Origin of the sequence: Streptococcus sp. HMSC072D03 (assembly GCF_001812855.1) — a bacterium.
Classification (GTDB): domain Bacteria; phylum Bacillota; class Bacilli; order Lactobacillales; family Streptococcaceae; genus Streptococcus; species Streptococcus salivarius_D.
The window spans coordinates 11,405-24,760 of the sequence record NZ_KV810655.1 but is presented as its reverse complement, the minus strand read 5'-3'; the positions used below and the strand labels follow the sequence as shown (position 1 = coordinate 24,760).

The window sequence follows — 13,356 nt, the reverse complement described above, 5'->3', positions numbered from 1 at the left end:
GCCAGCGGCAGAACCAGCAGCAACATCAGAAGTAGCATCAGAAGCACCAGTAGCTTCAGAGGCACCAGCAGTACAACCTGCATCAATGAATACACTTCCAACGGATCCACACCTTCAACCACAAGCTGAAGCTTTCCGTCAAGATGTAGCAGCACAATTCGGTCTTACTGATATCGGTGGTTACCGTGAAGGTGATCCACAAGACCATGGTCAAGGACTTGCCGTTGACGTTATGGTTCCAGTTGGTTCAGAAGTTGGTAATCAAGTCGCTCAATATGCAGTAGACAATATCTCAAATGCAGGTATCTCATATATCATCTACAGACAACAATTCTACGCACCAGTAGATAATATCTACGGACCAGCAAACACTTGGAACCAAATGCCTGACCGTGGTAGCATTACTGAAAACCACTATGACCACGTTCACGTGTCATTTAACGCATAATTAAGAATTACAAAAAGTCACGCTTGGCGTGATTTTTTTGATATAATGGAGAAAAAGACGAAAGAAAGAGGAACTCTATTTGCAAGAGTATTCTGTTGAAATTACCCTAAATCACCCAGATGATGTCTTGTCACTTTTTGGGACCAATGAGCGCCATCTAAAACTTATTGAAGAAAACCTAAATGTTATCATTCATGCTCGAACAGAGCGTGTGCAGATCCTTGGAGATGACGAGGAAAGTGTTGAATTGGCTCGCTTGACCATTCAAGCTCTCCTTGTTTTGGTGGAGCGTGGAATGCTAGTCAACACTTCAGATGTTGTCGCAGCCTTAACCATGGCTCAAGATGGTTCGATTGACAAGTTTGTTGCTTTATATGAAGAAGAGATTATCAAGGACAACAGTGGTAAGCCTATCCGAGTAAAGACTTTAGGACAAAAGGTTTATGTTGATAGCATTAAAAACCATGATGTGGTCTTTGGAATTGGTCCAGCTGGTACAGGGAAGACCTTTTTAGCGGTTACCCTTGCGGTTACAGCCCTTAAACGTGGTCAAGTTAAACGTATTGTTCTGACACGTCCGGCGGTTGAGGCGGGTGAGAGCCTTGGTTTCTTGCCTGGTGATCTCAAGGAAAAGGTGGATCCGTACCTTCGCCCTGTTTATGATGCCCTTTATCAAATTCTCGGTAAGGAGCAGACGACCCGCCTTATGGAACGTGAAATTATTGAGATTGCACCCCTCGCTTATATGCGTGGTCGTACCCTCGAGGATGCCTTTGTTATCCTTGATGAGGCACAAAATACAACCATCATGCAAATGAAGATGTTCTTGACCCGTCTTGGTTTTAATTCTAAGATGATTGTCAATGGGGACATGAGTCAGATTGATTTGCCACGTCGTGTTAAATCAGGCCTTGTCGATGCTATGGAGAAATTGAAGGGAATCAAGGCTATTGATTTTGTTCACTTCTCTGCTAGCGATGTCGTACGTCACCCAGTTGTAGCTGATATCATTAATGCCTATGAAAAAGATGCACCTAAGCTTGACTTTGAGGAAAAAACAGAGGAAGCAAACAAGGTTGAAGAAGAAGCAGCGTCAGGATTGACCGAATACCCAGTTATTGGTGCTGAGGATCTTAAAAAATAAATAGCTAAAAAGAGGTTTGAGAGTGGTATTCTCAGCCTCTTTTTCCTTTACAGTCATGTCATTAGCTTTTCCCCTAGTTTTGGTAAAATAGTATTGAGTAACAGGCCAGTAAGGGGGGAGAGGTATGACTAAAGCAAAAAAATGGAAGATTGCTATCATTGTATTGCTTGGATTTGTTGCGACAGTCTTGATAGCCATAGGAGAGGGAAGATTTTGGAAGTATCAAGAGAACTATATTCCAGACGGTACTTATTAGATGATAAAATACGAGACTAAATCGGCATATTCCAATGAATTGATAAATCGGACTAAGCGGGGAGAGAATAATGATAGCTTATATGAGGATTTTATAGTAGTTGAGAATATGAAATCTCAATTTTATTATGTTTTTTATGGGGATGGGGAACCTTCTGTCTCACCATTTGAGCACGATGAAAAGCTCCCACAGACTTTTGACCCACGTACAGGGACTTTAAAACAGGATTTAACAGTCTCTGAATATAAAGCTCTAGTGATGTCTCATATTGATAAGATTTCTAAAAAGGGAGAGGAGTATTCAAGAGTAAAAGAAGTATCTGTCCAAAGGTGTATAGACGATTATAAAAAAATGTTGAAGCAAAAAAGAACTTATGAAAAGCTCCCTAATGGTCTCGTTCTGACTGTTTATGCTAATGATGGACATATTGAGTCGCGTAGAACTTTTAAACGATTGAGCTCAGAAGAAGCCAAAGAGGTCAAAAGTGGTTATGATTGGGATTATGAGTATGCCTTGAAGCATTATAAATACAGGGAGCATTATGGGGATTATGCCATCTGGCGTTGAACCGCTTACCGAGCAAGTACCTCTTTACTATCGGGAATCATAACCTAATGTTTTATTAAAAAACCTTACAGTCTTTATGATAATTGTCAAATACTATTTCACCATTTATTTTGGTACAATAGAACGGTAGACCAATAAAAAAGGAGATTATTATGAACCAGCAAGAGTGGATTGAGTACTTTGAATTAGTCAACGGTCGCAAACCAACTCCCGCAGAGTTAGCTCAAGCTCAGGCAGCAGGCGAGTTTATCCTTGAACGACCTAACGTCTTTGGCTCAAATGGACAGGTGACGGAGCAAAGACCGATTAAGCCAGCTGAACCTGTGATAACGATGACGCAGCAGCCACAGTTTGCCCAAACAACAGCAACCTTCCAACAAGTCGTACCTGCTAAAAAAGGTATGTCTAAGAAAACTAAGATTATTTTGGCATCAGTCTTTGGTTCCTTGGCAGCGATTTTACTTATTATTGGGGGCTACTCACTATGGCGCTACCAATCAGGTAAGATTGCGGATGGAACATATGAGGTAGTTAGTTTTTCTTATTACAATGAAGATAAGAATAGAATGGTCGACGGCATTAAAGAATACAAGGATGAAGACACAAAATTGTTAGATTTTTTAGTTGTAAAGAAAAATCAATCTAATCATTACAATTATTTAGAAAGCGATGGGAAGTCTTCAATTAGCCTAATTCAGAACGAGAAATCGATCCCTCAGAAATTTGATCCTTGGAACAGAACTCAAAGTCAAGTACTTAGTGCAGATGATGTTAAAGATCTTGTCACTGACTATATGAAAAAAATGTCTAAAGAGTATTCTTTCTACTCAAAAGATGATGTTAAGAAAACTGTAAAATCAGCAGTTAGTGAATATAAGGATACTCTTAAAGAAACACGCACTTACGTAAAACATGGCGATGAATTTACGCTTAATATTTATGATAAAAAGGGTAAGTTAAAAATGACTACTACCTATAAGCTAATGAGCCGGGAAGATGGTGAAGAACGTAAGGATGATTATGATGATGCCGTTAAGGATTACAAGAAAGACTTAAAAGAGATTAGTGACAAGTATGACGAATATAGTGACTACGGTTACGGTTATGGCTACGATTACGGCTATGGTTATGGTAATGACTATGGTGATACCTATGGCGGATATAATGACGGTAAGAATAGTGGATCAAAATCAGATTCAAGTGATAGTAGTAAAAAATCTAGTGATAAGATTTAATCACCCAATGATATAAATGAGTAAAGTGGTACAAGAAGGGAGAGTTGATTCTCCAGTTTGGTACCGCTTTATTTTTATGAAAATAGTCAAATAGCCTTGGAGTCTTTTTTCTGGTAGAATGGATGTATCAATGAAAAAGGGGACTTTTATGAACGAAAAAGAGTGGTTAGATTATTTCGAAACAATCAATAATCGTAAGCCGACAGAGGAAGAAATCCAACAAGCAAAAGCTAATGGGGAATTTATTTCTCAAGAGTCTAAGAACGAGGGTGTTAATCTACAGAAAGCTCAGTTGAGTGACCAAGTGACACAAGCCGTTTCACAAGTTGCTCCTGTTAAGACAGGCTTGTCTAAGAAAGCTAAAATTATTATTGCTTCTGTAGTGGGGGCGATTGTTCTAGTGGCACTTTCATTTAGTGGTTATGCGTTTATGCACCTGCAAGGTGGTAAAATACCTGAAGGAACCTATTTGCTTGAAACTTATCGCTTTTACCATAAAGATAAGAAGAAAATGGTTGATGGTATGGAATCTTTCAAGGAAAGTGGCCTAGAGGCTCATGATTTTGTTAAAGTCAAAGGTAACAATGTTAAATTTTATTTTTATACCTTAGCTGGCGGGAACAATCTGGTTGACTTTACAGACTATGATACTGACGAAGCATACCGTCCAGATGTTTGGTCTGGAACGCTTAAACCAACCATGTCACTATCTGAATATACCAAAGTCATTGACCAAGCAGTAGATAATCAATACAAAATAAGTGAATATCGAACTAAGGCTGATAACGATGAAAGTAAAAAGATTTACGTTAAATCCTATAAAGAATCTCTTGAAGAAACTGTTCGATACAAGGTTAAGGGTAATAAATTAATCGTCACAACTTATAATAAGAAAGGCAAACTTATAGAAGAAAGAAGCTTCAAACGCCTATCAGAGGGTGACGTGAAGAAATTAGATTATGACTATGAACGTGATGTTAGAGCTGATAAAAAGCTCTTTCAAAACTAGTAATGTTTAAAACCAGCCTAGCTGGTTTTTTTAGTGTCCAAAACGTGCTATAATAAGATGTTATATCATCAGTGTTAGCCCATTTGTTAACACATGAAAGGAAATTAAAATGACAAAAACATTCTACATCACAACACCTATCTATTACCCATCTGGTAAATTACATATTGGTTCTGCTTATACAACTATTGCTTGTGACGTCTTGGCACGTTACAAACGTATGATGAACTATGATGTCTTCTACCTTACTGGGCTTGATGAACACGGCCAAAAGATTCAACAAAAGGCTGAGGAAGCAGGTATTACACCACAAGAGTATGTGGATGGTATGGCTGTTGGTGTTAAGGACCTCTGGCAACTTTTGGATATCTCATACGATAAATTCATCCGTACGACTGATGATTACCATGAAAAAGTTGTTGCTCAAGTTTTCGAGCGTCTTTTGGAACAAGGAGATATCTATCTTGGTGAATACTCAGGTTGGTATTCAGTTTCAGACGAAGAATTCTTCACTGAAAGTCAGTTGGCAGAAGTTTACCGTGATGAGCAAGGGAATGTCATTGGTGGGGTAGCTCCATCAGGACACCAAGTAGAATGGGTATCTGAAGAATCTTACTTCCTTCGTCTCAGTAAATACCAAGACCGCTTGGTAGAATTTTTCAAATCGCATCCTGATTTCATCACTCCGGATGGTCGCCTTAATGAAATGCTTAAAAACTTCATCGAGCCAGGTTTGGAAGACTTAGCCGTGTCACGCACAACCTTCACTTGGGGGGTTAAAGTCCCATCCAATCCTAAACACGTGGTCTACGTCTGGATGGATGCTCTTCTCAACTATGTGACTGCTCTTGGTTATGGTCAGGATGAGCATGCTAACTTTGACAAGTTCTGGAACGGAACTGTCTTCCACATGGTCGGAAAAGACATCCTTCGCTTCCACTCCATCTACTGGCCAATCCTCCTCATGATGTTGGACATTAAATTGCCAGAACGTTTGATTGCCCACGGTTGGTTTGTCATGAAAGACGGTAAGATGTCTAAGTCTAAAGGAAATGTGATCTATCCAGAAATGTTGGTAGAACGTTTTGGTCTTGATCCACTCCGTTACTACCTCATGCGTAGTCTTCCTGTCGGTTCAGATGGTACCTTCACACCAGAAGACTATGTGGCTCGTATTAACTACGAGTTGGCTAATGACCTTGGAAACCTCCTCAACCGAACAGTTGCCATGATTAACAAGTATTTCGGTGGTCAAGTGCCTGCCTATGTTGAGAACGTTACAGACTTTGATGCTGATTTGGCTAAGGTTGTGGCTGAAAATATCGAAGAGTTCCACAAACAAATGAACGCTGTAGATTTCCCACGTGCCTTGGACGCCGTTTGGAACATCATTTCACGTACCAATAAGTATATTGATGAAACAGCTCCATGGGTTCTCGCCAAAGAAGATGGTGACAAGGAACAATTGGCAGCAGTTATGGCTCACTTGGCTGCTAGTCTTCGTGTCGTTGCCCACCTCATTCAACCATTCATGATGACCACTTCAAATGCCATTATGGAACAGCTCGGATTGTCAGGAGCGTTTGACCTTGAAAATCTTGAACTTTCAGGATTCCCAGAAAATGTGACAGTCATTTCAAAAGGAACTCCAATCTTCCCACGTCTGGATATGGACGAGGAAATTGCCTACATCCAATCTCAAATGAACGCAGGCAAACCTCAAGAGAAGGAATGGAACCCAGAAGAGGTTGAACTTAAGTCTGAAAAAGACCAAATCAAATTTGATGACTTTGACAAGGTTGAAATCCGTGTCGCTGAAGTTAAAGAAGTAGAAAAAGTCGAAGGTTCAGACAAATTGCTTCGCTTCCGTCTTGACGCTGGTGACGGTGAAGATCGTCAAATCCTCTCAGGTATTGCTAAATTCTATCCAAACGAACAAGAATTAGTCGGCAAGAAACTTCAAGTCGTGGCTAATCTCAAACCACGTAGGATGATGAAGAAATATGTCAGCCAAGGTATGATTCTTTCCGCAGAACATGACGGCAAACTCACTGTCTTGACAGTAGATTCATCGGTTCCAAACGGAAGTGTGATTGGGTAAAATATCATAAAAAATAGTTTATCAATTTTTTGAATTGGGAAACTGTTTTTTACTAATCTTCGGTTGTGAGTAAAGCGCTTGAAACACATCTTTGTTGAGTGCTTGGAAGTTTTGCTTCCTTAAAACCGGAAATCATCTACTCTTAAGGGAAGTCTTAAGAGGACCTAGTGTATAAAAAAACGAGTTCAGTCGAACTCGTTTTTTTATACACTATATTTCAATAAATGCTTAATGCGTTCCACACTTTCATCAGGACCATAGGCATCTGGGTATCGGTCTAGTTTACTGATAGCGTCAAGGTCCGCTTGGTCTAGGTGGAAGTTAAAGCTATCAAAGTTTTCCTTCATGCGTTCGAGATGAGTACTTTTAGGGATGGTCAGAATGCCTTGCTGGGTTTGCCATCTGAGGATGACCTGAGCAACTGTCTTGCTATGTTTTTCAGCGATAGCAGTTAGAGTTGGGTCCTGAAAAATACCATCCTCTCCTCTATGAAAAGGAGCCCAGGCTTGCGTTAGGGTGCCAAATTCCTTATCAGCTTTCTGGATTAGTTTGTGTTGTTTATAGGGATGCAACTCGATTTGATTGACTGCTGGAATTACAGGTGTCTGCAAGGCAAAATCCGTCAAACGCCCTGTTGAGAAGTTAGAAACACCAATGGCTCTAATAAGTTCTTCATGCTTAAGCTCAATCATAGCACGCCAGGCACCATGTAAGTCGCCAAAAGGTTGATGAATCAAATATAAATCAAGATAGTCAGTATCTAGTTTGCGAAGTGTTTCTTTTAGGGCTAATTTGGTATCTTCGTAGCCAAGCTGGCTAATCCAGGCTTTACTAGTCAGGAAAATATCCTCGCGAGGGATACCGGATGCCTTAATAGCACGTCCCACGGCTTCCTCATTTCGATAAAGACTAGCAGTATCAATCAATCGAAAGCCTACAGAAAGAGCATCTTCAACGGCTTTTTGACATTCTTTTTGATCGAAAATTTGCCAGACACCAAAACCAAGCACAGGTATTTTGATGCCATTATTAAGTGTTTGAAATTCCATTTTCTTCTCCTTAGTGGTGGGGTAGTAAGCTATCCTGAATTTCCTCGATAAATGCTTGAATAATTGCGGATTGTTTCTGTTTATTATTGGTCACAAAACCCAAGGTGTGCTTTGGACTGTTCTTCAGTGGAAGTAAAACAATTTGGTCCTTAATGAAACTATTAACAATACCGAGGCCAGAAGCGTAACTATCTGAGGCACAGAGTAAATTCATGACACTGCCTCGGTCATTACTGTAAATCACTTGTTGGTCAGGCAGAACCTCGAGAGGATCTTCGTCAAAATGGATTCCAGAGCTTTCTTGACGAAAGCGGACCTGTGGGTATCCCTCTAAATCTTTGAGGTTGAGGGATTTTTTGTGAGCTAGGGGATGTTGGCGACCTAAGAAAATCTTAGTTTCAAACTCTCCGAGTGGGGTGAAAGTCAGATCCATGTGTTGGAAACTGCGTTCTAGGATATGGTCGTTGTCTTCATCTAGATAAATAATCCCCAGGTCACTTTCGAAGCTTTCAACGCTTTTGAGAATCTTCCTAGTCGTTGTTTCAATCAGTTGAAATTCTTGATAATCACTACGAAAACGTTGGGCAATGTGAGCCATAGGAAGTGATAAGAAATCGTAGTGGTGACTGGCAACAGTGAATGATTTCTTGAATGATTTACGGTAGCGTCCCTCTAGGAGATCTAACTCTCCAAGAATACGTTTGGCGTATTTGAGAAAATCATGACCGTCATCAGTTAGTTTGGCTCCTGTATTGGAACGCTCAAAGAGTTGGACGCCAAGTTCTTCCTCTAAGTCACGGATGGATGCTGAGAGATTAGGCTGAGTCAAAAAGAGTTTTTTAGCAGCCTTACTAAAAGACCCTGTTTCAGCGATAGTCTGAACATAGCGACATTGTTGAAAATTCATAAGCATCCCCTTTGAAAAAATATGATTGTAGGTCATATTATAACAAAATGAGAAGTCTAAAATCAGCAAAATTCTGATAGGAATAGATGAAGACCTGATATGAAATTTCTATGATTAAATCGTTTTAGGAGTAATTATGGAAATTGAGATAAGTCGTAAGAAAGCAGTTCTGATAAATGAAAAACTGCATCCACAGGTTAGACACTGAAAATCTAACTTGTGGGATGCAGGTTGAAATATTAATCATTAAGATATCTAATGGCTTTCAATTTTTTAGGACGAATGAGGAAGAGTCCTAGGGCAATTAAAGGTAGCCAGAAAATGAAATTCCAGATACTTGTAGCTGGTGCAGCCTGTGTTGATTGCGAGAGAAGAACACTGGCAAAATCAACCAAACAGTGCAGAATAATAGTCCACCAGAGGCTACCAGTACGTAGGTAAATAGCAGCAAAGAATATTCCTATAGCTGTCGCATAATAAACTTGGAACAGGGTAGCATTCAAGGGTTGATGAGTGAGATTCCCGAGATGGGCCAAACCAAAAGATAAGGCAGACAAGAGAACGACTCCTAAAACCTGTTTTGAAGATCTAATACCATCTTGGAAGGCGAGTTTAAGGAAAAGTCCACGAAAAAAATATTCCTCAAAAAACCCGGCTCCTAAGGCAATAACCAAGGCAGTTCCTATCATATGAGGTGCTTTACTGATCCCCAAAGCAACCGCAGAAACATAGAAGAAATCTGCCAAAAGAAGAAACCAACAAACCCCTAAGGTTTCAGACCAACGTATCTTTTTAGTCGATTTGATCTTTAATCCAAGGCGTCTCTGTACGAGGAAATAGTATAGACACATAAGGCCAAGCGTTTTAATGAGATAACCAATATTCTCAGGCAGAGGCCTAAGAATCAAACGCAGTACAAGGTTCGCTAAAATAATACTAATCCCAAGAAGGATCAGCAATCTCATTTCTTTTTTTGTCATTGAAAAGTCCCCCAACTTTCTTAACATTTTTTTCAAGCATACGACGAAAAACATTTAAAGTCAAGGTCTTGAAGGTGTTTTTTTATGTGTTTTTAGTTATGAAGAGGCCAGTTCTTGATGACCTGTTTCTAATAGGAAGCCTATTCTATCGTTGAAACGGTTTATTATGAGAAATAAATGAACAGCTATAAGAAAGTATTAAGTAAAAACTCTTTAAAAGCCTTACGAATTACACTAAATTGTAAAGAAATGATTAAAATATAACAAAAGTGTGTCAAATTTTAAAAACGTGTAGCAAATATATAATATTTTTTTCAGAAAACTATTGCTAAATTTAAAAAATCACGGTAGTATATTAGGCGGTGAAGAATTAGGTTAAAAATGTTAACCAAGAAGGAGAAAGTGTAAATGAAAGTCAATCCATTTAAAACAACATTGTATTCAAGCGTATTGCTTGCAGGACTCGCGGCTACAAGTGTAGCAGCTGCAGATGAAGCTAAAGATGTAACAGCAACTACTGATGCTGATGCAACCGTATCAAATACGGCTGCAGAATCAAGTGCTAATCTTGTTAAGACAACAGGTGATGCAGCAGTTGTTACTACAGTACCTGGAACAGAAGAAAAAACTACTACTGAAACAGATACTACTGTAAAAACAACAACTAAAGCTATTGCTGAAGTTTCAAATCCTGACTTCGATAACGCTGTTAAAGATGCAACAATGACTGCAGCAGCATCAAAAGATTCTGCTGATGTTAAAGCTGTCCAAGATCAAGCAGCTAGAGATGCTCAAGAAGCTTCAAATACAGTTGTTTCTGAAAATAAATTGACTCGTGAAGAAGCTGATGCAGCTCTTACATCTGCTAAAGCAAATGTTGTTGCAACAGGGGGATTCACAGCTACAGAAGAAGCAGGTGTTAAACACACTAGCGTTGAAGCTGCTAACAATGACAACAAAGTTCAAACAACAGCTTTGACAACTGCGGTTTCAGAATATAAACAAAAACTTGCAGATTACAAGACACAATTGGATAAATACTACCAAGACGTTCTTGCTTATGCTACTTGGGAAAAATCATACAAAGAGTACACTGGTGGAACAACAGCTCGTCTTTTGACAAAAGGCTTGGCTGAAAATGCTACTGGCTTGATTTATAAAACAGAATCTGATGCTACTATGACTGTTGAAAACTCAGCAGGTTCTGTTGACTACTTGGATAAAACAATCCAATCAGGTCATTCAGTAGATGAAATCCTTGAACAATTCAACACATCTCGTTACATTCCAAGTGACTTCAGTGCAGCTAACGGTACACAATACACTATCAATGCTGACGGTGAATACACTGAAGATGTATGGTTGAAGATGGCTACGGGTCAAACATTGACTGTAACATACAACAACCTAAACGGAACATCATTCAATGGTACTCCAGTTAAGAAAATTGTTGCAACTTACACTTTGGTAGAAACACCAAGTACAGATGGTTCAGCCATTGTTAAGTTGTACCACGATCCAACTAAGACACTTTTCATTGGTTCACAAACTGACGACACTAATAAAAAACTTCACGTTAAGATGAACTTGAACTTCTTTGATTCTGAGTCATCTGTGACACCACTTGATTTGTCTAAGAACGGTTCAGTTTTGAGTATCTCTTCACTTAACCACTGGAACACTGAGCTTGGAAACCACATTGAAAAAGTTGGTTTGAATGGTAATGAATACGTTCAAATTCCTGGTTCATCTATCACTTTGCATGAGGATGGTTATGCTTATGCAACAAACGATAACGAATTTGTGGCTAACGGTTCACGCTTTAACAGTGATCCAACAGTGGATCCAACAACTGGTGAAGTCACAGATGAAGGTTGGGATGCGATTAACTCAGACGGAACGCCTCGTACGAAGAATGCCTACTATGGTGCTGCTGCAACAATCTTCAAGGGTGAACCAATGGACTTTATCGCAGGTGGAAATAACCTTAATGTTCCAATCGCTTATTGGTTTGCGACAGATTCATCTGTAATTGTTCCTGAATTGCCAGAAGAACCAAACAAACCAGTTCTTCCAAATACTGTTTCAGCAAAAGTTACTTACCACAAAAACTTTGTATCTGTTGAAGAAACAACTGAGAAACCAAAACCTCAAGTACCAACAACTCCAGCAGAACCAACTCCAGGTAAACCTGTAACATCAACATCAGTACCTGTAAAAGAAGAAGCTCCAACTCTTCCAGCTACTGGTGAAAAATCAACAGCAGCTTCTGTAGCAGCAGGTGCAGCTATGGTGACATCAGCTTTGGCTTTGTTCGGTATCTCAACTTACAAACGTAAACACTAAGATAATACCTCAAAAGCTAGGAAATTTTCCTGGCTTTTTTGTGCACTTATATTGTATATTCAAGGCCTCCATTTTCCAGAAAAACTGCGAATAGATAGGTGGAGGTAAAAATGAAGAAAAAATTACTAAATTGTCTCTTACCGCTAGCTTGTCTAGCGACTGTTTCGGTTTCGTGTGGCAGCTCTGCTCAGGCGGCTGTTCTCGGGGATGACTACCCTTCCTCTTGGAAATATGGTGGTTTCGGCGTGGACCCTTGGACCATGTATTGGCGTCAGTGTACGTCCTTTGCAGCCTATCGCCTCAGTAACACCAATGGTTTCACTCTGCCTGTAGGTTATGGAAATGCCATCACTTGGGGCAGTATTGCACGTGCCAACGGTCACCGTGTTGACATGAACCCTGCCGTAGGGAGTATCGCCTGGTTCTCAGCTGGTGTCAATGGAGCAGGTCACATGGGACATGTCGCTTGGGTTGCGGAAGTTCGTGGTGATCAGGTGACCATTGAGGAGTACAACTACGATGCAGGTCAAGGGCCTGAGAAATATCACAAACGTAGTTTCCACAAGAGTCAAGTGTCTGGTTATATCCATTTTAAAGACCTCGAACCAGGGGCTCAAAATGGAAATCCTACTAACTCTTCTTTCAAAGTTGGTGATACGGTTCGCTTCACAGGAACTTTCCGTGTAACATCTATAGTAGGAAATAACATCACTAGTCAAGATTTAGCTGGAGGTACACCAACCAAACACAATATCGTTGATCCTGGACCCGTTCTTGAAGTTGATGGACAAGGCAATCCTACTTCAGACCAGTACCTCAATCCTGGTGAGACCTTTACTATTCCAGGTAACTTCAAAGTACTAGCCATTGACCCACCAAGTGATGGTGTCCTTATCCAAATCGGAAATCGCAAAACTTGGGTAATCCAGTCTGTCCTTGAAAAGGTTTAAATCTATTGAACAATCGTGAGAATGGTTGCTATTTTGAGGGGATTAAATCATAATGTACTGACCCCAAAAGTTAGACAATTAATTTAAGCAAAGGATTTAGTTCTGTATCGCACAGGACTAAGTCCTTTTCTACCATTTGTCAAGTATATCAAGGTATTTGCCGAAAAATAGTTTGACTTTCATAGTCAAACTAAGGAAATTGTCTTTTTTTGAACTAAAGTTTAGTGTAAAAAGTGTACACTAAACCAACACCTTATCTGGTGATTTTTTTGATAAGGCGTTACAATAATATGGCATAAACAATTTTACTGATTTTGGGTAGCAGTATAACCATAAAACATCTCAGACTTCAGAATGCCAAAGA

11 protein-coding genes and 1 pseudogene are annotated in these 13,356 nt (G+C 39.7%); 9 read left to right on the top strand and 3 right to left on the bottom strand.

Going from position 1 to position 13,356, the window contains the following annotated elements; all coding sequences use genetic code 11:
- From HMPREF2877_RS11240 to metG, 7 genes and pseudogenes are all read left to right on the top strand, one after another.
- A pseudogene (locus HMPREF2877_RS11240) lies at nucleotides 1-448 on the top strand (peptidoglycan-binding protein LysM); the annotation flags it as partial.
- Nucleotides 449-527: 79 nt separating this feature from the next.
- Nucleotides 528-1,592 (top strand): PhoH family protein, encoded by a 1,065-nt coding sequence (locus HMPREF2877_RS05510; RefSeq protein WP_002886712.1) that lies wholly within the window; start codon nucleotides 528-530, stop codon nucleotides 1,590-1,592.
- Between the two features lie 124 nt (nucleotides 1,593-1,716).
- A complete protein-coding gene (locus tag HMPREF2877_RS11235; protein WP_002886713.1) occupies nucleotides 1,717-1,848 on the top strand; it encodes a hypothetical protein in 132 nt (43 codons plus the stop codon).
- Nucleotides 1,849-2,415: a hypothetical protein gene (locus tag HMPREF2877_RS05505; RefSeq protein WP_080983293.1), complete on the top strand. Its 567-nt coding sequence runs from the start codon at nucleotides 1,849-1,851 to the stop codon at nucleotides 2,413-2,415.
- Nucleotides 2,416-2,567: 152 nt separating this feature from the next.
- Nucleotides 2,568-3,650, top strand: coding sequence for a zinc ribbon domain-containing protein (locus HMPREF2877_RS05500; RefSeq protein ID WP_049554261.1), 1,083 nt, complete (start codon nucleotides 2,568-2,570; stop codon nucleotides 3,648-3,650).
- 130 nt (nucleotides 3,651-3,780) lie between these two features.
- On the top strand, nucleotides 3,781-4,659 hold the full coding sequence (locus HMPREF2877_RS05495) for a hypothetical protein (RefSeq protein ID WP_045769293.1): 879 nt from the start codon (nucleotides 3,781-3,783) through the stop codon (nucleotides 4,657-4,659).
- Nucleotides 4,660-4,768: 109 nt separating this feature from the next.
- Nucleotides 4,769-6,760, top strand: a complete 1,992-nt coding sequence (gene metG, locus HMPREF2877_RS05490) for a methionine--tRNA ligase (RefSeq protein WP_070579039.1) — start codon at nucleotides 4,769-4,771, stop codon at nucleotides 6,758-6,760.
- Between the two features lie 203 nt (nucleotides 6,761-6,963).
- Here metG and HMPREF2877_RS05485 read toward each other — a convergent pair whose 3' ends face one another.
- From HMPREF2877_RS05485 to HMPREF2877_RS05475, 3 genes are all read right to left on the bottom strand, one after another.
- Nucleotides 6,964-7,809 (bottom strand): aldo/keto reductase, encoded by an 846-nt coding sequence (locus tag HMPREF2877_RS05485; protein WP_070579036.1) that lies wholly within the window; start codon nucleotides 7,807-7,809, stop codon nucleotides 6,964-6,966.
- A 10-nt stretch (nucleotides 7,810-7,819) separates the two neighbouring features.
- On the bottom strand, nucleotides 7,820-8,716 hold the full coding sequence (locus HMPREF2877_RS05480; protein WP_002885507.1) for a LysR family transcriptional regulator: 897 nt from the start codon (nucleotides 8,714-8,716) through the stop codon (nucleotides 7,820-7,822).
- A 239-nt stretch (nucleotides 8,717-8,955) separates the two neighbouring features.
- Entirely contained in the window at nucleotides 8,956-9,696 is a 741-nt protein-coding gene (locus HMPREF2877_RS05475) for a CPBP family intramembrane glutamic endopeptidase (RefSeq protein ID WP_002886723.1), read from the bottom strand.
- A gap of 408 nt (nucleotides 9,697-10,104) precedes the next feature.
- Between HMPREF2877_RS05475 and HMPREF2877_RS05470 the strand changes: the two genes are divergently transcribed.
- Entirely contained in the window at nucleotides 10,105-12,042 is a 1,938-nt protein-coding gene (locus HMPREF2877_RS05470; protein ID WP_070579033.1) for a GbpC/Spa domain-containing protein, read from the top strand.
- Nucleotides 12,043-12,152: 110 nt separating this feature from the next.
- On the top strand, nucleotides 12,153-12,992 hold the full coding sequence (locus tag HMPREF2877_RS05465) for a CHAP domain-containing protein (protein ID WP_070579030.1): 840 nt from the start codon (nucleotides 12,153-12,155) through the stop codon (nucleotides 12,990-12,992).
- The last annotated feature ends 364 nt before the right edge of the window (nucleotides 12,993-13,356 follow it).